This is a genomic window from Arthrobacter sp. Marseille-P9274, assembly GCF_946892675.1.
Taxonomy (GTDB): Bacteria; Actinomycetota; Actinomycetes; order Actinomycetales; family Micrococcaceae; genus Crystallibacter.
In genome coordinates this window covers 1,947,044-1,965,972 of the sequence record NZ_CAMPOV010000001.1, presented here as the reverse complement: position 1 = coordinate 1,965,972, position 18,929 = coordinate 1,947,044, and the positions used below count along the sequence as shown (strand labels likewise).

Sequence of the window (18,929 nt, the reverse complement as noted above, 5' to 3'; positions counted from 1 at the left end):
TCAGTCCTGGATGACTTCGACCCCGTTGTCCTCCAGCTCGGCGACGCTCGCGGTGACGCGCTCGGCATTGATGCCCGCCGTCAGCGGCAGCAGCACCGAGGTGGTGTAGCCGGCCTGCACCGCGTCCAACGCCGTGGCCCGGACGCAGTAGTCCGTCGCGATTCCCGCGATGACCACTTCGTCGACGTCGTTCTGCCGCAGCCAGTCGTCCAGTGAGATGACGTCCTCGGCCGCGTCGGAATCCTCGTCCTCCAGGTCCCCCGTGGCCACTTCGTCCTCCGGCGCCAGCACGCCCTCGAAGCCGGAGTAGGCGGCCTCGAAAGCGCCCTTGCGGAAGTACGCGTCGATCTCGTCTGTGTCCAGCTCCGGGTGCAGCTGGGCCCCCTTCGACCCGGCCACGCAGTGCCGCGGCCAGCTGTCGACGAAGTCCGGGTCGTCGGAGAAGTGGCTTCCCGGATCCACATGCCAGTCCTGGGTGGCCACCACGAAGTCGTAGCCGGCGGCATTGTTTTCCAGATGCTCGCTCAGGTCCGCGGCGACCTGCGCCCCGCCCTCGACGCCCAGCGCTCCTCCCTCGCAGAAGTCATTCTGCACATCAACTATGACCAGTGCCCGTGTCATGCCTGCTCCTCGAATTCCGTGGGAATAACTGCCTCGCCGCGCTGCAGCCGGCGGTGCGTTCCGGGCAGTTCAGCGAGCGAGAGCCGATGCCGTTCGGCGGCCCGCTGGACGGCCTCCGCGCCGGTGAAGCCCGGCAGCAGCTCGCCGTTCTTGACGAACTGCTCCAGCAGCGAGCGGTCATTGCTGTCGCTATCGGGGCGGTGGCCGATGCCGATGACTTCCGCGCTGGCCACGCCGCGCTCGTCCAGGCGGCGCAGGGCGTACTTGCGGCCGCCCTTGGAGATCTTGTTCTTGGCCGCCTTCGCCACCGGAACCTGGACGCCGTCGTCGTTCTCCCGGCTCACCAGCTTGTACACCATGCTCGCGGTCGGGGCGCCGGACCCGGTGACGAGCTCGGTGCCGACGCCGTAGGAGTCCACCGGCGCCGAGGCCAGCGCGGCGATCGCGTATTCGTCCAGATCCGACGTGACCGTGATGTGCGTGTTGTGGTTCCCGAGGTCATCCAGCAGCCGGCGTACCCACTGTGCCTGGGTCACGAGGTCGCCCGAATCCAGCCGGACGCCGCCGAGTTCCGGCCCGGCGAGTTCGACGGCGGTGCGCACCGCGGTTTCGACGTCGTACGTATCCACCAGGAGCGTGGTGCCGTGGCCCAGCGACGCGAGCTGCGCCTCGAAGGCCTCCCGCTCCGTGTCGTGCAGCATGGTGAAGGAATGGGCGGCCGTGCCCACGGTCTTGATGCCGTAGCGGTACCCGGCCTCCAGGTTGGACGTGCTGGTGAAGCCGCCGATCATCGCGGCTCGGGCGGCGGCGACGGCCGACTCCTCCTGCGTGCGGCGCGAGCCCATTTCGATGCAGGGCCGGTCGCCGGCCGCGGTCGTCATCCGGGAGGCCGCCGAGGCAATGGCACAGTCGTGGTTGAGGATCGAGAGGATGTACGTCTCGAGCACGCATGCTTCGGCGAAGCTGGACTCGACGGTGAGGATGGGGGAGTAGGGGAAGTAGGCTTCGCCCTCGGTGTAGCCGTAGATATCGCCGCTGAACCGGAAGTCCGCCAGCCAGTCGATGGTCGGCGCGTCCACGACCTTGGTCCTGGCGAGGAACTCCAGCTGGTCCGAGCTGAACGTGAAGTTGCGGATCCCTTCCAGGATGCGGCCGGTGCCGGCCACCACGCCGTACCGCCGGCCGTCCGGCAGCCGCCGGGCGAAAGCCTCGAAAACCGAACGCCGGTGGGCGGCGCCCGAACGCAGCGCGGCCTGCAGCATGGTCAGCTCGTAGTGGTCGGTGTAGAGGGACGTCGCGGGCGGAACCCAGCCTGTTTCGGTACTCACAGATCAAACTCTAATCAAGCTGCAGCGCTCTGAGTACCCGGGCGCCGAACGGGCGGCGGGGCAGGTCCCGGCCTACAATGGAATTCATGTCATCAACAATTGAGCTGGTTCCAGCGCTGTCCGGGGTAGTGGGAAACACGGTTGTTGACGTCGAAGCGGAAACCGAGCGGGATACCTTCCTCCGCGAGGACACCGCTACGGACGTGCCGTGGGTTGTCCTTGTCTGGAATGATCCGGTCAACCTCATGAGCTACGTCAGCTACGTCTTCCAGAGCTACTTCGGCTATCCGGAGTCCAAAGCGAACACGCTGATGCTGCAGGTGCATCAGGAGGGCAAGTCCGTGGTCGCTACCGGCACACGCGAGAAGGCGGAGCGGGACACGCAGGCCATGCATTCGTTCGGGCTGTGGGCCACCTTCCAGAAGGCGAACCAGGCATAGGCATGGCGAAGGCATTCAGGAACACGCGCAAAGGAATTACCGGCGAGCTGGAGCGGGCCGAACGGGACCTGGTCCGGCGGCTCTTCGATGACGTCATCGGCATGCTCGAGCCCGCGGACCGGGCGGACGAGGACCCGCTGGCGGCACTCGTCGGGCTGGACGCCACGGCGTCGAAGCCCGAGGACAGTGCGTTGCTGCGCCTCCTTCCGGACGGAGTCAAGAATAACGACGACGAATCCCTGGAGTTCCGCCGCTTCACGGAGCGCTCGCTCCGCGAGGACAAGGTGGCCGCCCTGCGGGCCGGCTCGCTGCTGCTGGAGCAGAACCCTCTGCAGCTGACTCCGGAACAGGCGCAGCTGCTGGGCCGGGCCATCAACGACGTCCGCTTGGTGCTGGCCGACCGGCTCGACATCGAGACGGACGAAGACGCCCAGGCGCTGCACGAGATCGACGACTGGTCCCAGGCCGAAGACCTGCAGACCTACCTGGCCTTGGTCTACAACTTCCTGACCTGGCTGCAGGAGTCTCTCATGCAGTCGCTGCTGGCCGGCCTGCGCCATCCCGGATCGCGGGCCTAGGATGCTGCCCGTGCCGGAGCGGAGCAACGCCAACCCCGTTATCTGCGGAAACAACCGTGTGAGTTGGCTTACACGGGTCGCCTCCAGGTTCTGCAACGACGGACGCAGGAACTATTCTCGATAGATCATGAGCCCGGATGTCAGTGCAGCTTCGCGAACGATCCAACCTTCTGCCCCCATCGGCATTTTCGACTCGGGCGTGGGAGGCCTGACCGTTGCACGCGCGGTCATCGACCAGCTGCCGCACGAGTCGATCCTCTATGTCGGGGATACCGCGAACGGCCCCTACGGACCCCTGCCCATCGCCGAGGTCAGGGCGAACGCGCTCGGCGTGATGGACGAACTCGTGGACTCCGGCGTCAAGCTGCTGGTGATCGCCTGCAACTCGGCCTCGGCCGCCGTGCTCCGCGACGCCCGGGAACGGTACACCGCCCGGTATGGCATCCCGGTGATCGAGGTCATCCAACCAGCGGTACGGCGCGCCGTCGCCTCCACCCGCAGCGGCCGGATCGGCGTCATCGGCACCTCGGCCACGGTGGGCTCGAGGGCCTACGAAGATACGTTCGCCGCGGCTCCGCACCTCGAGGTGACCTCGGTCGCGTGTCCGCGGTTCGTCGAATACGTCGAGGCCGGCGTGACCGCAGGCGATGAGCTGCTGAGCACGGCGCAGGGATACCTCGCGCCGCTGCAGGACGCCGGCGTCGATACCTTGGTCCTCGGCTGCACCCACTACCCGCTGCTGACCGGAGTGATCTCCTACGTGATGGGCGACGACGTCACGCTCGTCTCCAGCGCCGAAGAGACCGCGAAGGACGTGTACCGTGCGCTGGTCCGCCACGGGCTGCTGCAGCAGGACGGCGTCCCGCCGCAGCACCACTTCATCGCCACCGGCGATGCGGACCAGTTCGAAGTGCTCGCCCGGCGCTTCCTGGGGCCCGAGGTCCGCACCGTCGAGCACGTGGACCACGTTTCCGCCCAGTACCCCACCGGGGCCATCGCGCGCATCACCGACGAGATGATCGCCGCGGCCCGCGCCGACTCCGCCCTGGCCGGCAGCGGCCGGGCGGCCGGCGACGGACGGGCAGGGGAGCGCGGATGAACCTCACCGTGATCGGCTGCAGCGGTTCCTTCCCGGGCCCGCTGTCCCCGGCGTCATGCTATTTGGTCACAGCCTACGACGGCGAGCGGACCTGGCGGATCCTGCTGGACCTCGGCAACGGTGCCCTCGGCACAGCCCAGCGGTACATGGAACTGGAGGACATCGACGCGATCTTCCTGAGCCACCTGCACCCGGACCACTGCATGGACCTGTGCGGCCTGCACGTCGCGGTGCGCTGGAACCCGGACGGCTGGGCGAAGGGCCGCATTCCGGTGTGGGGCCCGGCCGACACGGCCCTGCGCATGGCCACCGCGTACGGCCTCGACCCGGATCCGGGGATGACCGAGGAATTCGAGTTCCACCACTGGGCCGACCGCGAAAGCGTCAAGCTCGGCCCGTTCGCGATCACCCCGTACCCCGTCCGGCACCCGGTGGATGAGGCCTACGCCATGCGCATCGAGGCCACCGAGCCGGGTTCCGACGGCCCGGTGACCCGTGTGCTGACCTACTCCGGCGATACGGACGCCTGCGACGCGCTGGTCGAGGCGGCGCGCGGCTCGGACATGTTCCTGTGCGAAGCGGCGTTCCACGAGGGACGCGACGACGCGATCGAGGGCGTCCACCTCACCGGCAAGCGCGCCGGGGCCACCGCCACCGAAGCCTCGGTGCGGCGGCTGCTGCTGACGCACCTGCCGCCCTGGAACGATTCGGTGCGGACGGTCGAGGAAGCCCGCGAGAGCTATACAGGCGACCTCGCGGTGGCCGTGGCAGGTGTCAACTACATCATCTAGCGTCTGCCGATAAGGTAGAGCCATGACTTCAGTAGAACGCAGCTCTTCCGCGCCCGCCCTCGTCCGCGCCGACGGACGCAATCCGGACCAGCTGCGGCCGATCAGCATCACCCGCGGCTGGTCCAACCAGGCTGAAGGCTCGGCGCTGATCGAGTTCGGCAACACCCGGGTACTCTGCACCGCCTCCCTGACCGCAGGCGTGCCGCGCTGGCTCAAGGGCGAGGGCCGCGGCTGGGTCACGGCCGAGTACGCTATGCTGCCGCGGGCCACCAACACCCGCTCCGACCGCGAGTCCGTCAAGGGAAAGATCGGCGGGCGCACCCATGAGATCTCGCGGCTGATCGGCCGGTCCCTGCGCTCCATCATCGACCTGAAGGCGCTGGGCGAGAACACGATCGTGCTCGACTGCGATGTCCTGCAAGCCGACGGCGGCACCCGCACCGCGGCCATCACCGGGGCCTACGTGGCCCTGGCCGACGCCCTGCGCTGGGCCAAGGACAACAAGCTTGTGGCGCGCAGCGCGAGCCCGCTGACGGATACGGTCGCCGCGGTGAGCGTCGGCATTATCGACGGCGTTCCCATGCTGGACCTGCCGTACGTCGAGGATGTCCGCGCCGAGACCGACATGAACGTCGTCGTGACCGGGTCCGGGCAGTTCGTCGAAGTCCAGGGCACCGCCGAAGGCGCGCCGTTCGACCGTGCGGAGCTGGACGCCCTACTGGACCTGGCCCTGGCCGGGACGGCGCAGCTGGCCCAGATCCAGCGCGACACCCTCACCGAGACGCTGGCCGAGGTCATCCGTGGCTGAGGTGCCCAGACTGGTCCTGGCCACCCGGAACCAGGGCAAACTGCGGGAACTGCGCGAGCTGCTGCGCGGGCAGGTCCCCGGACTGGACGTGGATAGCCAGGTCATCGACGCCGCCGCCGCAGGAGCACCGGACGTGCCCGAGACCGGAGTGACGTTCGCCGAAAACTCGCTGCTGAAGGCCCGGGCGGTCTTCGAAGCCACGGGCCTGGTGGCCGTGGCGGACGACTCCGGCCTGGCCGTGGACATCCTCGGCGGCGCCCCCGGGATCTTCTCGGCGCGCTGGGCCGGCGCGCACGGCGACGACGCCGCCAACCTGCGCCTGCTGCTGGACCAGCTTTCGGACATCGCCGCGCCGCACCGCACCGCCGCGTTCGTCTGCGCGGCCAGCATGGTTTCCCCGGAGCTGGAGGCAGTTGAGGAAGGCCGCCTGGCGGGCACCCTGCTGACCGAGCCGCGCGGGACCAACGGGTTCGGCTACGATCCGATCCTGCAGCCCGAAGGGATGGAGCGCAGCTGCGCCGAACTCAGCCCCGAGGAGAAGAACGCCATCAGCCACCGCGGCCAGGCCTTCCGGGCCCTGCTGCCGCACCTGGTCAAGGCCCTCTCCTGACCAGGCGCCGCCCCGCCGGGACAGCCCGGCGGACCGGCGCGGCATGCCGCGTGGCCTTCGTCACGGATGGCCGGTGCCGGTTGGCAGCGGGACAGAAGCATGGTGCACACTTGAAGGCACTATGAGTATCGTCGCGTCTGTAGCCGCCCAGTCCGCCGAATCCACCCACCTGACCGGCGTGGCCCAGTGGGCCGTCGATGTGATGGAAACGATCGGTGCCCCCGGAGCGGGCCTGGCCATCGCGCTGGAGAACCTCTTCCCGCCGCTGCCGAGCGAGGTCATCCTGCCGCTGGCCGGCTTCACCGCCAGCAGGGGAAACTTCAGCCTCTTCGAGGCCCTGCTGTGGACGACCTTGGGCTCGGTCATCGGCGCCCTGGCACTCTACGGCCTCGGCGCGTTGTTGGGCCGCAGGCGGATGCTCGCCATCGCCGACAAGCTGCCGCTGGTGGACGTCGAGGACGTGGAGCGGACGGAAGCGTGGTTCAACCGGCACGGCTACAGTGCGATCTTCTTTGGCCGAATGATCCCGATCTTCCGATCGCTGATCTCCATCCCGGCCGGCATCGAGCGCATGCCGATCTGGAAGTTCCTCGGCCTCACGGCAGCCGGCAGCCTGGTCTGGAACACGATCTTCGTCCTGGCCGGTTTCTACCTGGGCGAGAACTGGCATGTCGTCGAGCAGTATGCCGGCATCTTCCAGAAGATCGTGATCGCCGTCGTCGTACTGTTTGCCGCGTACTGGGTCACGTCGAAAATCATCAAGACGCGCAACCGGAAGAAATCCGCCTCCTGACGGCAGATTCGCGACCGACGGCTCGAGTAGGCGGCTGGCGGCAGCCCCCCGCCCGGAGAACTCAGAGCCGGTGCTGGCAGCCCACGGCTTGCCCTAGAGCTGCAGCTCTCGCAGCAGGTCCGTGCCCGGAACATGGTGCACGGTATTGAAGCCCAGTGCCGCCGCGGCGGCGATGTTCTCGGCCTTGTCATCGATGAAGACGATTGACGAGGGCTCGGCGCCCAGCTCCGCCGCCACGTGCCGGAAGACGCCGGGATGCGGTTTCGTCATGCCGATCCGGGAGCTGTAGAAGGACTGCGCGAAGTACTTGGTCCAGCTGGCGCCGTCGAACTCGTCGGCCATGGACGCAGGCATATTGGACAGGACGGCCAATCCTGCGGAGCGTGAGCTGAGCAGTTCCAGCACGTCCAGGGTGTCCAGGTTCAGGTGGGACCACTGGAACGCGTCGAGGGAGTCCAGCTCGTCGGCCTTTCCCAGGGACACCGGAACGCCCAGCACCTGGCTCCAGTATTCAACCGAGGACAAGCGTCCCTCGTCGTAGTCGCGCCGGTGCCGCCAGTAGGTGCTGGCCGGATGCCGCAGTTCCAGTCCCGCGGCGTCTTCCATCGCCAGCCAATCCGCATCTTCGGGCGCCGTGGAGATAACCATGCCGTAGTCGAAGACGTACCAGTGAGGTCGGGTCGGTTGTCCATGGGACCAGAGTAGACCTCGGCCGGCACGGCGCGCAGCTCTGACGTAAACACTCTGTGAAGGTTTGTCCCGCCCTGCCCCTGCCACCCCGCCGCACCCGCTGCCCGCCGTCGTCGTTCTTCCCGCGGCCGTAGCGCGAACTACCGCCCCTGACGGAGAACCGGCCCACAGGACACCGCCCGCCACCGGTCGCCAAGCCAATCCCTGATTGACGGCCTGACCAATCCCACCCTTGACCGCCGGCCCAATCCCCACCCTTGACCGCTGCGGCGCCCCAGGTGCTATGGTTACTTACACAAGTAATGAACCACTGCACCGGTCAACCAAGGGCGTGCAAACGAAAGGAGGACGGAGGTGCTGATTGACGACTCGCGTCCGATCTTCGTGCAGATCGCCGAACGGATCGAAAACGACATCGTCGACGGGACGCTGGCGGAGGAAAGCCAGGTCCCGTCGACCAATGAGTTTGCTGCCTTCTACCGGATCAATCCGGCGACGGCGGCCAAGGGAGTGGGCAGGCTCGTGGATGAGGGCCTGCTCTACAAGAAAAGGGGGATCGGCATGTTCGTCGCAGCCGGGTCCCGGGCGAAGCTGCTGGAACGGCGGCGGGAAGAGTTCTTCCGCCAGTACGTGCAGCCGCTGACCCGGGAAGCGCGAAAACTGGGCATTACTTCCGAGCAGCTGATGCAGATGCTTGGCCGGAGCGATAGCGGTACACAACTACCTGAGGGGAGCGTTGCACAGTGACCGGCACAGCCACACCTGAAGTCATCAGCGTGCGCAATGTCAGCAAGAAGTACAAGGACTCGCTCGCGCTCGACAGTGTCGACCTGACCCTTGAGGGCGGCAAGATCTACGGACTGCTGGGCCGCAACGGCGCCGGCAAGACCACCTTGATGTCCGTGCTGACGGCGCAGAATTTCCAGACCTCGGGGGAGGTGCGGGTCTTCGGCCAGCGTCCATACGAGAACGATGGCGTCCTGAGCCGGATCTGCTTCATCCGGGAATCGCAGAAGTACCCGGACGACTTCACCGCCGCGCAGGCCTTCAAGGCTGCCTCGATGTTTTTCGGCGGCTGGGACCAGGCCTTTGCGGACCGCCTGGTCGAGGAATTCCAGCTGCCGGCCAAGCGGCGGATCAAGAAGCTCTCGCGCGGGCAGCTCTCCGCGGTCGGCGTCATTATCGGCCTCGCCTCGCGCGCCGAAATCACGTTCTTCGATGAGCCGTACCTGGGCCTCGACGCGGTCGCGCGGCAGATCTTCTACGACCGGCTGGTGCAGGACTTCACCGAGCACCCGCGCACCATCGTCCTCTCCTCGCACCTGATCGATGAGGTAGCGAACCTGCTGGAGCACGTGATCCTCATCGACAAGGGCCGCATCCTCGTCGACGAGGACGCCGAATCCATTCGGGGCTCTGCGGTGACCGTGGTCGGACCGGCCGCGCTGGTCGACGGGTTCACGGCGGGCCGGACCGTGCTTCACCGCGAGGCGTTTGCCTCGCTGGCCTCGGTCACCATCGAAGCCCGGCTGAGTGCGCAGGAACGCGCCGAGGCGGGCGAACTCGGACTTGAACTGGCGCCTGTCACCCTGCAGCAGCTGATCGTCCGGAAAACCATGGCCGCGACGGGGACGGACCTCGCCGCGGTGGAGCGGGAGAACGACCCTGAACTGGAGGCAACGAGATGAACCGCGTGGTCAATGTTGCACGCATGCAGCTGATCAATAAATGGACGTACCTGGGCATCCCCGCGATCATCATGGCCAGCGCGTTCCTCATTACCTATGCCATCTGGGCGATCGTTCCCAGCGGCGGCGAGATCATCTACTCGGGCGCTGCCCAGTCCGTGATGTGGTATTTCCTGGCGCTCGGCATCATGTCGATGACGCTGACGTTCCCGTTCTCCCAGGCCATGAGCGTCAGCCGGCGGACGTTCTACCTCGGAACCGTAGGGCTGTTCGCCGTGGTGGCGCTGGCCATCAGCGTCCTCTACTACATCCTGGGCCTGATCGAGAAGGCCACGGACGGCTGGGGTCTGAACGGCCAGCTCTACGCGCTGGGATGGCTGGCCGGTGAGCCGGCGCCGGTGCAGATTTACTTCTACTTCATCGCCATGGTCGCCCTGTTCATGATCGGTTTCTGGTTCGCCACGGTCTACAAGCGCTGGCGGGCGACCGGCATGCTGGTGGTGTGGGCCGCCGTGGCCGTCGTGCTGCTGGGGCTTGTGGCGTTGACCACGTGGCAGGGCTGGTGGCCGGAGGTCGGCGCGTGGTTCGTGGCGCAGACCCCGCTGAGTGTTTCCGCCTGGGCCTCGCTGTTCTGCGCCGTGCTGGCCTGCGGTTCCTATCTGACGCTGCGCCGGGCCACGCCCTGAGCCAGCGTGAAAGTACGACGGCGGCGGCCGGGCTTGAGGGACCAGGGGTTCCCTGAGGGCCGGCCGCCGTCGTCGTGCCTCCCCGTGACTGTCCGAGTCGGCGGGTAGTCTTGGCGACGTGGGAATTGAGTTCACGGCCATCGACTTCGAGACAGCAAACGGATTCCGGGGCTCCCCATGTTCGGTAGGGCTGAGCAAGGTCAGGGACGGCAACGTCGTCGAGGAAGCTTCCTGGCTCATGCGTCCGCCGGAAGGATTCGACCGCTTCGATCCCCGCAACGTGCAGATCCACGGCATCACCGCGGACATGGTCGCGGACAAACCGCGGTTCGGCGATGTGTTTCCCGAAATGGCAGGCTTCATCGGCGGCGACCTGGTCGTGGCACACAACGCCGCCTTCGACCTCGGCGTCATCCGCTCGGCGCTGGAAGTATCCGAGCTGGCCGGGCCGGCGTACGACTATGCCTGCACGGTCATCCTCTCCCGGCGGAGCTACTCCCTGGTGTCCTATTCGCTGCCCTTCGTGGCCGAGGCCGCCGGAGTGCCGCTGCGCAACCACCACGACGCGGTCGAGGACGCGCGCGCCTGCGCCGGCATCATGATCGACATCGCCGGACGACACCAGGCCTCGAGCGTGGCGGAACTGCTCCTGGGGCTGAAGCTTTCGGCGTCCCGGTTGCAGGAGTACCTGCCGGGACGGGACGGCGTCTCCAAGCCCACCCTGGCGGCCCGCGAGCGGCAGGAACTGCAGGCGGGCGGTCCGGTGCCGCAGACCGCCTGGGCCTACTGGCCGCAGGAGGGGGCCAATCCGCCGGCCAACACGGAGGCGGACGGGACCCACCCGCTGTACGGCCAGACCGTGGTCTTCACCGGCAACCTGGGCATCGAGCGGCAGCAGGCCAAGAGCCGCGCCGCCGCCCTCGGCGCGCAGCCGGCCAGCAGCGTCACCCGGAAGACCACCGTGCTGGTGGTGGGGGACGGTTTTGTTGCAGCGGACCTCAAGCGCGGCCGCATCACCGCCAAGGCGCAGAAGGTGCTCCAGCTGCACGGCCGGGGCCAGCAGATCGAAGTCCTTTCCGAGGGCGAGTTCCTGCAGATGCTCGGCGGCGAATGGCCGGCGGCCAGCGCCTAGGCGGCGTGCTTCCGGAAGGCTTCCGGGTCGGCCAAACCGGCGACGCTGCCGGGGCCGCCCGGCCTACAGCGGGAGCCGGGACCCGGTCAGGTCGCGCGAAAGGTCGATCAGGCGGGACGCCGCATTGCGCTCGAGCGCGTGCGGCCGCGGCCGGACCAGTGCCGGCCGCCCGGTGAGCTGGAAGAAACCGTCCGGCCCCCAGTACTCGCCGCTGCGTACATCCGGGCCGCCGACAGCGTGCACCAGCGGCGTCGCGCCGTCGTCCTTGCCTTGGGCAAACGGGCGGGCCAGCAACCGCTGCATCCGGCCCGGATGCGGCCGCACCTCGATCCCCGGCCTGGAAGGCGTGAACATGCTGCGGGCGTAGCCGGGATGTGCCACCACGGAACTGACGCTGGAGCCGGACAGCTCGAGGAGGCAGGCCAGCTCGAAGCCGAAGCTCATGACGGCGAGCTTGGACAGCGCGTACTGGCGGTAGCTGGAGTAGCTCTCCGGATGGGCGGCGGAGCGGAAGCCAGGCCGGACCCACCGGTGGCTGATGCTGCCGACGTGGACGATCCGGGCACGGTGCCGCTCAAGCTCAGGCAGGAGGCCGCAGATCAGCGCGTAGTGGCCCAGGTGGTTGGTGCCGAACTGCAGCTCGAAACCGTCTGCCGTGTCCCGTCGAGTGGGTGATCCGATGACCCCAGCGTTGGCCAGCAGCGCATCGATCCGCTCGAGGCGGGCCAAGGACGCAACTGCAGTGTGGACCGAGTCCAGGCTGGCCAGATCGAGTGGTTCGCAGCTGATCCGCGCGCCGGGAATGCGCGCAGTGATGGCGGCCGCCGCGGCGGCGGCCCTGGACTGATTCCGCGCCGCGATGACCACATGGGCTCCGGCTGCCGCCAGCTGCTCCGAGGCGAAATAGCCCAGTCCGGCGTTGCCGCCGGTCACCACGATGGTCCGTCCATGCAGCGGCGGGATGTCCGTGGGGTCGTGCGCTTCGTTCACGCGATACTCCTAGGCGGGCCGGGCCCGGGGTCAGGCGGTCTGGGCCAGGAAGAGGGCAGCCATTGCGGTGACCTCCTCGGTCCCCTCGGCACTGGCGAGCCATGCCGGCGGCAGCGCCGCCTCTCCGTAGTAGGCGCCGAGCAGGCTGCCGGCAATGCTGCCGACGGAGGAACTGTCGCCGTCGTCGTTGATGGCCAGGGCCAGAGTGGAACGGAAGTGCTCCTGCGGGTCCGGGTCCTCCCCGACCAGGACCGCGTACAGCGCGACGGCGAGGGCTTCGTCGGCGGCCAGACCGGCACCGAGCGCGTCCCGGCGCTCCTCCGTCGGTACCTGTCCCGACTCTCCTAGCCGAAGGGCGGCCCGCAGCCGGCCGGCCAGGCGGGAGGCCTCGGGGTCGGATTCCAAGCCCGCCAGCACCGCCGCCGCGGCCCGGGCCGGTGAGGCACCCTCGTGGGCGAGGAGCCGGATCATGCCGCTGAAGGCCGCCGCGCCCTGCTGCGCCACTGGATGCCCGTGGGTCAACGCGGCGCCGTGAACCGCGAGGCGGGCGGCGAATTCGGGCGCCACATGCGGCAGCAGCCCGAAGGCTGCGGACCGGGCAACGCTCTCGGCGCCCTCGGCCGCGGGATTCAGCGGCCGGACGCGGCTGCCCATCTCGCCCGTGGCCAAGGCCGCCAGGCAGGCAGCGCTGGGGGAGCGCCGCTCATGCAGTAGCTGCCGTTCGTCGATCCAGCGAGGCAGGGGCTGCGGTGCCGTCTCCGGGAACCTGCCTTCCTGGCCGGCGTACCAGCGCAAATAGGAAAGCCACAGGCACGCGGTCTCGTCGGCGGCAGTGCCGGAATTTGCCCACTCGAGCGCCTCGACGAGCGCATCCACCGTGTAGAGCGCCAGCTGCGTCGTGCCGGAAATGCGGGCGCCGTCGGGCAGTTGGTCGAAGCCGCGCAGGCCCTCGGCTCCGAACCGGATCCTGATGCCTGCCAGGCTGCTTGCGGTGACCGGATAGCCCAGCTGGTCGCCGAGTGAGCCCCCGAGCAGGCATCCGCGCACGCGCGACGGGAAACCAGTGGGACCGGCCGTGCCGGACGAATTCGGGGTGGCTGGGGAAGGGAGGCCGGATTCCGCGGGGTGCTGGGCGTCGTTCACCAGACCAGTCTATGAGGGAGGCCCGGAGCCTTTGGCCCAGCAGGCGTTCAGCAAATTCCCAGTCAGCGGTGAAACGCTGTAACCGTTTGTGTTCAAAATGCCGGCGTCGGGCCGGTCCGAGGAGGTACTTACTACATGTCGGCAGACCAGACCGCGCGACCGGAGGCGGCAGGACCCGCGGCTGCGCGCCCGCTCCGCCTGGGTGAGGGCTACGGGCTGTCGGCCCGCATTGCAGCCGAGGCCGCCGGGGCTTTCCTGTTGTTCTTCGGCGCCATGGGCATCGGCATGTTCAATCCCCAGGGCGGATTCGCCGTTCCGTTCGGCTTCGGCCTCGCCGTCGTCGCGGGGATGCTGGCCTTCGGGTATATCTCCGGCGGCCACTTCAATCCCGCCATCACGCTGGGCAGCGCGCTCGCCGGGCGGACCCGCTGGAAGAGCGTCCTCCCGTACGTCATCGCTCAGCTGGCCGGCACGTCGCTGGCGGCCGTGGTGCTGTGGGTCGTGATGCTCAGCCATCCCGTGGGCAGCCAGGCCGCACAGGTGTTCAGCTCGGTGGCGAACAAGTATGCCAGCGGCGACGAGCTGGGCTTCGGCCTGGCCGGAGTTTTCCTTGCCGAGACCATTGCCACGGCCGTCCTCGTCGCCGTCTATCTCGGCGCGACTTCCTCGAAGGAGCGGCTGCGCGGCGCGCCCTACGCCGTCGGCTTCGCGTTCGCAGTCTTGTCCGCGGTCCTCATTCCGATCTCCAACGCGGGCATGAACCCGGCCCGTTCCACGGCCGGTGTGTACTTCGCCGAGCCGGCCGCGCTGGGCGAACTCTGGCTCTTCTGGGTCGCCCCGCTGCTGGGCGCCGTCATCGCCGGCCTGCTGTACCGCAGCGCCGAGACGGTCCCGCCGGCCAAGGCCGAGGACGACGCGGCAGTCGAGGCGCCGGAGGACACGGTGCAGGAGCAGGCCCCTGCCGGAACCCCGGTTGCCGCCGATACCCGTGATGCCGGCCGGCCAGCCGTCTCTTCCGCAGCCTCTTCCGCCCCCGCCGCGGAGGCTCAGGCCGCCGCGAAGGACGACCGCGGCGCCGAGGAGGCACGCGACTTCTTCGACGGCGGGGCAGGCAGCAAGCGGGACCAGGAAAAGTAAGGCGGCAGCCAGGGCAGGGGCGGCACGACCAAATGCGGACGTGCCGCCCCTGCTTGCGCAAAACTGTCGGAGGGCGCGGATAGCGTTGAAGGCATGAGGTTACTGCACACATCCGACTGGCATTTCGGCCGATCGTTCCACGGCGTCGGCATGCTCGCTGCGCAACGGCATTTCGTCGACCAGCTGCTTGAAACGGTCAGCAGTCGGGGTATCGATGTTGTGCTGATCGCCGGGGATGTCTATGACCGTGCGCTGCCCGGGGTGGACGCAGTGACGCTCTTTTCGGAAACGCTCTCCCGGATTCGGGAGGCGGGCGCGGCCGTCATCCTCAGCAGCGGCAACCATGACTCCGCGTCCCGGCTCGGGTTCGGATCGGAGATCCTGGCCCACGGCGGCGTGCATTTGCGTACCAGGCTGGACCAGCTGGCCATTCCGGTCGAACTGGACCTCGGGACGGCTACGTTGGCCGTCTACGGCATTCCTTATCTCGAACCCCGGCTGACCGCGGAAGAACTCGGGGCTTCGGTTCCCAGCCACGCCGCGGTGACCCGCGCCGCCCTCGACCGGGTGCGGGATGACCTCGAGGCCAGGCGCTCGAAGGGGCGCGTACATTCGCTCGTCATGGCCCACACCTTCGCCAGCGGAGGCCTGACCTCAGACAGCGAACGGGACCTCAGCATCGGCGGCGTCGGGGCAGTTCCGCTCGATCTGTTCGACGGGCTGGACTACGCGGCACTGGGCCATCTGCACGGACGCCAGAAACTGAGCGACACGGTCCGCTATTCCGGCTCGCCGCTGCCCTACTCGTTTTCCGAAGCGGGGCACGAGAAGGGCGGATTCATCCTGGAATTCGCCGGGGACGGACTTACCTCGGTCGAGCCGGTGAACTGGCCCGCGGCCCGGCGCCTGGCGGTGTTGAAGGGAACCTTGGAGGAACTGCTGGCTTCACCCGACTACGCCTGGGCAGAGGACGCCTACTGCCAGATCACTCTGACTGACGACGAGCGCCCGGCCAAGGCCATGGAACGCCTTCGCCAGCGATTCGCCGACACGCTGATGCTGTCCTTCGAGCCAGCCTCCCCGCCGGAGAAGGCGGCGATGAGCTACAGCCGGAGGATCGCCGAGGCCCGGAATGACCTTGAGCTCTGCTGTGGCTTCCTCGACCACGTCCGTTCCCGCGATGCCAACGACGCGGAGCGGGAACTCCTCCGGGACACGCTGGCCGGAGCGGCAGCCGCGGAGGTGTCGGCATGAGGATCCACCGCCTCGAGATCCAGGCGTTCGGGCCCTTCGCGGGACGCGAAGTCATTGACTTCGATGAGCTCAGCAGCCAGGGACTGTTCCTGCTGAACGGACCCACCGGCGCCGGCAAGACAAGCATCCTGGACGCTGTCTGCTTCGCACTTTACGGCTCGGTTCCCGGCGCGCGGCAGCAGGGCAAGCGGCTGCGCAGCGACCACGCGGCTCCGGACGCCGTCCCGGAAGTCGTCTGCGAGTTCAGCGCCCGCAACCGGCGTTTTGAAGTGACGCGCAGCCCCCAGTGGGAACGGCCCTCCAGCCGCTCCCGCAAGGGGTCCGTGACGGAGAAGGCGCTGACCCTGCTCCGCGAAAAGGCGGATGGCGCATGGATCCCGAAGACCTGGCGCAATGATGAAGCTGGTTCCGAACTCCTGGCCATCCTCGGCATGAGCCTCGAGCAGTTCACCAAGGTAGTGCTGCTTCCGCAGGGAGACTTCGCGGCCTTCCTGCGGGCCGACGCCAAAGACCGGCGGCCGCTGCTGCAGCGCCTGTTCAATACTGAGCGCTTCGAAACGGTAGAGCAGTTGCTCGCGGACGAAGCGGCCAAAGCGAGGACAGCCTACGAGGCCGCCGGGGCGGGCATCGGCCAGCTCCGGGCCCGGGCGTTGGAAGAAGCGCAGCGCCACTTGCCTGAGGACGCGCTGCCCGCGGAATCGCTGCCGGATGAGGACCTGTTCCAGTTCTTGGAAGGAGCGTTGGCGGAGAAGGCCGCCGTTGGCCGGTCCGCAGTGGATGACGGGCGGCAGCAGGTCCAACGGCTGCAGGACGCCATTGTCGTCCAGGAACGCGCCCTGGCCGATGCCGCCGAACTGGCCGGCATGGAGAAGCTGGCGGCCGCCCACCGGGCAGGTGCCACAGCGCACGCCGAGCTCATGGGGACGCTGGAAGCGCACCGGGCCGCGGAACTGCTCGCGGCGCCGATCCGGCACCGGGACCAGGCAGCCCGGGCAGTGGAGCAGGCCACCAAGGACTTCTTCGAGAGCTCGGACGCCGCGCAGGCCCACAGGCTCTATCCGCACTTCGCAGCGGACCGCCCGGAACCGGACCGCGGGGGCAAGGATCTGCTGGACGGTATCTCGAGGCAGCTTTCGGACGAGCTCGGCCGTGCCCGCGCCATGCTCCCCGAGGCGGAGCGGCTGGCAGAAGCCAAGGAAGCCGGGCTGCGGAAGGACCGGCACGTCGCAGACCTGCGGGCACAGCTGGAAGCGGCGGAAAAGGGGCAGCGGGAGGCGGAGCAGGAACAGGTGCTGCTTCAGTCGCAGCTTGAATCCGTCGAGCGGCTCCCGCAGGATCCGGCTTTGCTGGCCGAAAGGGTGGACCAGGCGAAGGACATCAGGGAAGCCGTCGCTGCCTACGCCGACTGTGGCCGCAGGACCGAGGACGCCCGTCGGCGCCGCGACCTGGCCCAGGCAGAGCAGCTCGACCTTAAGCAGGGCTGGCTGCAGCTGCTGGAGCGGCGGCTGGAACAGGCCGCCGCGGAACTGGCAGAGACACTGACAGCAGGCGGCCCTTGCCCGGTGTGTGGCGGAACCGAACACCCGGCCCCGGCGGAGCCTGATCGGGATGGACTTGTCACCCGCGAGCAGGAAGGGCAGGCACGGAGCCGGCACGCGGAAGCCGAAGCCCGGCATGTGGCAGCGCAGCAAGCCTGCTCCGCGCTGGAGCAGGAGCTCTCGGTCTTGGCTTCACGCGGCGGGACGACGTCCCCGGACGAAGCGGACGATGCTGTGCGCGCTGCCGAGGAACGGCTGGAGGCCGCCCTCGCCGAACGCCGTCGGCTGGAGAACCTCCAGGAAAAGATCCAGGACAATGCCCGGCGGTTGCAGTCGCTGCAGCAGCAGCTTTCGGCAACGGCCGTGGACCGGGCCACGGCAGAATCCGAGTTGAGGTCCGCCCGTACCCGTATCGCGGAGCTTGAACGAAGGCTCGCCGAAGTCCTGCCGGAAGGCGGCCAGCTCCAGGACCGAGTGGCCGAACTTACCCGGCTCGAGCGGCTGATCACCGCGTGTACGGAGTTGCTGGTCCAGCGTGACCACGCAAGCCAGGCCCTCGACCGGGCGGAGGAGGAACTCGCCGCGGCGGTGGCGGAATCGGAGTTCGGCACGGAAGAAGAAGCCCGCGTCGCGCTGCTGGACCAGGCGGCGCTTGCCGACCTGACGCGCCGCCGGAAGGCTTACGACGAAACCGGCCAGCGGCTGCGGCTGCTGGCTGAATCGGCCGCTGTCATCAGGGCCCGGGCGGCAGCCGAAAACAACGTGAGCCTCCCGAAGGCCGAAGACGTCGAAGCGGCCCGGCAGCAGGCGCGCGCGCTGGACGAGGAGATCCGCCGGGAAGCGGTGCGCCTCGGGATGGTGAAGGCCGCGCAGGAACAGTTGGCGGGCTACCGAACCCGGCTCGCGGAGCAACTGGCCCGCCTGCGGCCGGTCGAGGAACGCTTCGAACTCGTCAGGTCGGTCGCAGACACCGTGCGCGGCCTGGGGGACAACGACCGCAAAATGACGCTGGCCACCTACGTGCTGGCGGCCAGGCTCGAACAGATTGCCGCGGCAGCATCGGAACGGCTTAACGCCATGACGGATGGCCGCTACACCCTGGTGCACGATGACTCGAAGTCCGGCAACAAGAAGTCCGGGCTGGGGCTGCACGTGAGCGACGAATGGACCGGGCTGCGGCGGGACACGGCCACGCTGTCCGGCGGCGAATCCTTCATGGCGTCGTTGGCCCTGGCACTCGGGCTCGCCGACGTGGTGCAGGCCGAATCCGGCGGCATCGACATCGAAACGCTGTTCGTTGATGAGGGTTTCGGCAGTCTCGACGAGCAGTCGCTCGAGCAGGTGATGGACGCCCTCGAAGGACTGCGGGACGGCGGGCGGGTCGTCGGCCTGGTCAGCCACGTCGCCGAGATGAAGCAGCGGATCGGTGCGCAGTTGCGGGTCACGAAGGGCCGCCACGGGTCGACCGCCCAGACGGTGCTTGCCGCTGCCCAATAGTGCGGGCCAGCCCGACGCCGCCGGGCCCCGCGACGGGCACCCGGGGCAGGTATGATAGTCCGCGTATCCGGGTTCTGCGCATCGGGAGGTTGGGACGATGCGCGAC

General features: G+C 68.3%; 19 protein-coding genes. 14 read left to right on the top strand and 5 right to left on the bottom strand.

Annotated features, from left to right (window positions below; genetic code table 11):
* Together OC550_RS08955 and OC550_RS08950 are read right to left on the bottom strand one after the other, a co-directional pair.
* A complete protein-coding gene (locus OC550_RS08955; protein WP_262105286.1) occupies nt 1-621 on the bottom strand; it encodes an isochorismatase family protein in 621 nt (206 codons plus the stop codon).
* On the bottom strand, nt 618-1,949 hold the full coding sequence (locus OC550_RS08950) for a nicotinate phosphoribosyltransferase (protein WP_262105284.1): 1,332 nt from the start codon (nt 1,947-1,949) through the stop codon (nt 618-620). Before OC550_RS08950 ends, OC550_RS08955 begins: the two co-directional genes overlap by 4 nt.
* Nucleotides 1,950-2,035: 86 nt before the next feature.
* Here OC550_RS08950 and clpS point away from each other — a divergent pair, with 86 nt between their 5' ends.
* The 7 genes from clpS (at nt 2,036) to OC550_RS08915 (ending at nt 7,068) form a co-directional block, all read left to right on the top strand.
* The gene (gene clpS / locus OC550_RS08945; RefSeq protein ID WP_262105282.1) at nt 2,036-2,389 is read left to right on the top strand and encodes an ATP-dependent Clp protease adapter ClpS; all 354 of its coding nucleotides are present in this window, start codon (nt 2,036-2,038) and stop codon (nt 2,387-2,389) included.
* A gap of 2 nt (nt 2,390-2,391) precedes the next feature.
* Nucleotides 2,392-2,967, top strand: coding sequence for a DUF2017 domain-containing protein (locus OC550_RS08940; RefSeq protein WP_262105280.1), 576 nt, complete (start codon nt 2,392-2,394; stop codon nt 2,965-2,967).
* A 127-nt stretch (nt 2,968-3,094) separates the two neighbouring features.
* Nucleotides 3,095-4,066 (top strand): glutamate racemase, encoded by a 972-nt coding sequence (gene murI / locus OC550_RS08935; RefSeq protein WP_262105275.1) that lies wholly within the window; start codon nt 3,095-3,097, stop codon nt 4,064-4,066.
* Nucleotides 4,063-4,857 (top strand): MBL fold metallo-hydrolase, encoded by a 795-nt coding sequence (locus OC550_RS08930; protein ID WP_262105273.1) that lies wholly within the window; start codon nt 4,063-4,065, stop codon nt 4,855-4,857. The genes murI and OC550_RS08930 overlap by 4 nt, the downstream gene beginning before the upstream one ends.
* 22 nt (nt 4,858-4,879) lie before the next feature.
* Nucleotides 4,880-5,665, top strand: coding sequence for a ribonuclease PH (rph, locus tag OC550_RS08925; protein WP_262105271.1), 786 nt, complete (start codon nt 4,880-4,882; stop codon nt 5,663-5,665).
* Nucleotides 5,658-6,275 (top strand): RdgB/HAM1 family non-canonical purine NTP pyrophosphatase, encoded by a 618-nt coding sequence (gene rdgB, locus OC550_RS08920; protein WP_262105269.1) that lies wholly within the window; start codon nt 5,658-5,660, stop codon nt 6,273-6,275. Before rph ends, rdgB begins: the two co-directional genes overlap by 8 nt.
* 121 nt (nt 6,276-6,396) lie before the next feature.
* Entirely contained in the window at nt 6,397-7,068 is a 672-nt protein-coding gene (locus tag OC550_RS08915) for a DedA family protein (RefSeq protein ID WP_262105267.1), read from the top strand.
* A gap of 93 nt (nt 7,069-7,161) precedes the next feature.
* Here the strand turns inward: OC550_RS08915 and OC550_RS08910 are convergent, their stop codons facing one another.
* A complete protein-coding gene (locus tag OC550_RS08910; RefSeq protein WP_262105265.1) occupies nt 7,162-7,716 on the bottom strand; it encodes an HAD-IA family hydrolase in 555 nt (184 codons plus the stop codon).
* A gap of 399 nt (nt 7,717-8,115) precedes the next feature.
* On the opposite strand from OC550_RS08910, the gene OC550_RS08905 reads away from it, so the two are divergent.
* The 4 genes from OC550_RS08905 to OC550_RS08890 all read left to right on the top strand — a co-directional run bounded on the left by OC550_RS08905 (nt 8,116) and on the right by OC550_RS08890 (nt 11,264).
* Nucleotides 8,116-8,505 (top strand): GntR family transcriptional regulator, encoded by a 390-nt coding sequence (locus tag OC550_RS08905; protein ID WP_262106299.1) that lies wholly within the window; start codon nt 8,116-8,118, stop codon nt 8,503-8,505.
* Complete coding sequence (locus OC550_RS08900) at nt 8,502-9,446, top strand: ABC transporter ATP-binding protein (RefSeq protein WP_262105263.1); 945 nt, start codon at nt 8,502-8,504, stop codon at nt 9,444-9,446. Before OC550_RS08905 ends, OC550_RS08900 begins: the two co-directional genes overlap by 4 nt.
* Before the next feature lie 23 nt (nt 9,447-9,469).
* On the top strand, nt 9,470-10,132 hold the full coding sequence (locus OC550_RS08895; protein WP_262105261.1) for a hypothetical protein: 663 nt from the start codon (nt 9,470-9,472) through the stop codon (nt 10,130-10,132).
* A gap of 118 nt (nt 10,133-10,250) precedes the next feature.
* Nucleotides 10,251-11,264 (top strand): exonuclease domain-containing protein, encoded by a 1,014-nt coding sequence (locus tag OC550_RS08890; protein WP_262105259.1) that lies wholly within the window; start codon nt 10,251-10,253, stop codon nt 11,262-11,264.
* 63 nt (nt 11,265-11,327) lie between these two features.
* On the opposite strand, the gene OC550_RS08885 is transcribed toward OC550_RS08890, so the two are convergent.
* Together OC550_RS08885 and OC550_RS08880 are read right to left on the bottom strand one after the other, a co-directional pair.
* Nucleotides 11,328-12,254: an SDR family NAD(P)-dependent oxidoreductase gene (locus tag OC550_RS08885; protein WP_262105258.1), complete on the bottom strand. Its 927-nt coding sequence runs from the start codon at nt 12,252-12,254 to the stop codon at nt 11,328-11,330.
* A 30-nt stretch (nt 12,255-12,284) separates the two neighbouring features.
* Complete coding sequence (locus OC550_RS08880) at nt 12,285-13,397, bottom strand: ADP-ribosylglycohydrolase family protein (protein WP_262105256.1); 1,113 nt, start codon at nt 13,395-13,397, stop codon at nt 12,285-12,287.
* Nucleotides 13,398-13,532: 135 nt separating this feature from the next.
* Between OC550_RS08880 and OC550_RS08875 the strand changes: the two genes are divergently transcribed.
* From OC550_RS08875 to OC550_RS08865, 3 genes are all read left to right on the top strand, one after another.
* The gene (locus tag OC550_RS08875) at nt 13,533-14,534 is read left to right on the top strand and encodes an MIP/aquaporin family protein (protein WP_262105254.1); all 1,002 of its coding nucleotides are present in this window, start codon (nt 13,533-13,535) and stop codon (nt 14,532-14,534) included.
* Between the two features lie 93 nt (nt 14,535-14,627).
* A complete protein-coding gene (locus OC550_RS08870) occupies nt 14,628-15,788 on the top strand; it encodes an exonuclease SbcCD subunit D (protein ID WP_262105252.1) in 1,161 nt (386 codons plus the stop codon).
* Nucleotides 15,785-18,823: an SMC family ATPase gene (locus OC550_RS08865; protein ID WP_262105250.1), complete on the top strand. Its 3,039-nt coding sequence runs from the start codon at nt 15,785-15,787 to the stop codon at nt 18,821-18,823. The genes OC550_RS08870 and OC550_RS08865 overlap by 4 nt, the downstream gene beginning before the upstream one ends.
* The last annotated feature ends 106 nt before the right edge of the window (nt 18,824-18,929 follow it).

What these genes read in the sequence shown, in the direction of transcription:
- OC550_RS08940 (WP_262105280.1), top strand. Translation starts at nt 2,392, where the DNA reads ATGGCGAAGGCATTCAGGAACACGCGCAAAGGAATTACCGGCGAGCTG.
- OC550_RS08875 (WP_262105254.1), top strand. Translation starts at nt 13,533, where the DNA reads ATGTCGGCAGACCAGACCGCGCGACCGGAGGCGGCAGGACCCGCGGCT.
- OC550_RS08870 (WP_262105252.1), top strand. Translation starts at nt 14,628, where the DNA reads ATGAGGTTACTGCACACATCCGACTGGCATTTCGGCCGATCGTTCCAC.
- murI (WP_262105275.1), top strand. Translation starts at nt 3,095, where the DNA reads ATGAGCCCGGATGTCAGTGCAGCTTCGCGAACGATCCAACCTTCTGCC.
- OC550_RS08865 (WP_262105250.1), top strand. Translation starts at nt 15,785, where the DNA reads ATGAGGATCCACCGCCTCGAGATCCAGGCGTTCGGGCCCTTCGCGGGA.
- clpS (WP_262105282.1), top strand. Translation starts at nt 2,036, where the DNA reads ATGTCATCAACAATTGAGCTGGTTCCAGCGCTGTCCGGGGTAGTGGGA.
- OC550_RS08895 (WP_262105261.1), top strand. Translation starts at nt 9,470, where the DNA reads ATGCAGCTGATCAATAAATGGACGTACCTGGGCATCCCCGCGATCATC.
- OC550_RS08930 (WP_262105273.1), top strand. Translation starts at nt 4,063, where the DNA reads ATGAACCTCACCGTGATCGGCTGCAGCGGTTCCTTCCCGGGCCCGCTG.
- rph (WP_262105271.1), top strand. Translation starts at nt 4,880, where the DNA reads ATGACTTCAGTAGAACGCAGCTCTTCCGCGCCCGCCCTCGTCCGCGCC.
- OC550_RS08955 (WP_262105286.1), bottom strand. Translation starts at nt 621, where the DNA reads ATGACACGGGCACTGGTCATAGTTGATGTGCAGAATGACTTCTGCGAG.
- OC550_RS08915 (WP_262105267.1), top strand. Translation starts at nt 6,397, where the DNA reads ATGAGTATCGTCGCGTCTGTAGCCGCCCAGTCCGCCGAATCCACCCAC.
- OC550_RS08910 (WP_262105265.1), bottom strand. Translation starts at nt 7,716, where the DNA reads ATGGTTATCTCCACGGCGCCCGAAGATGCGGATTGGCTGGCGATGGAA.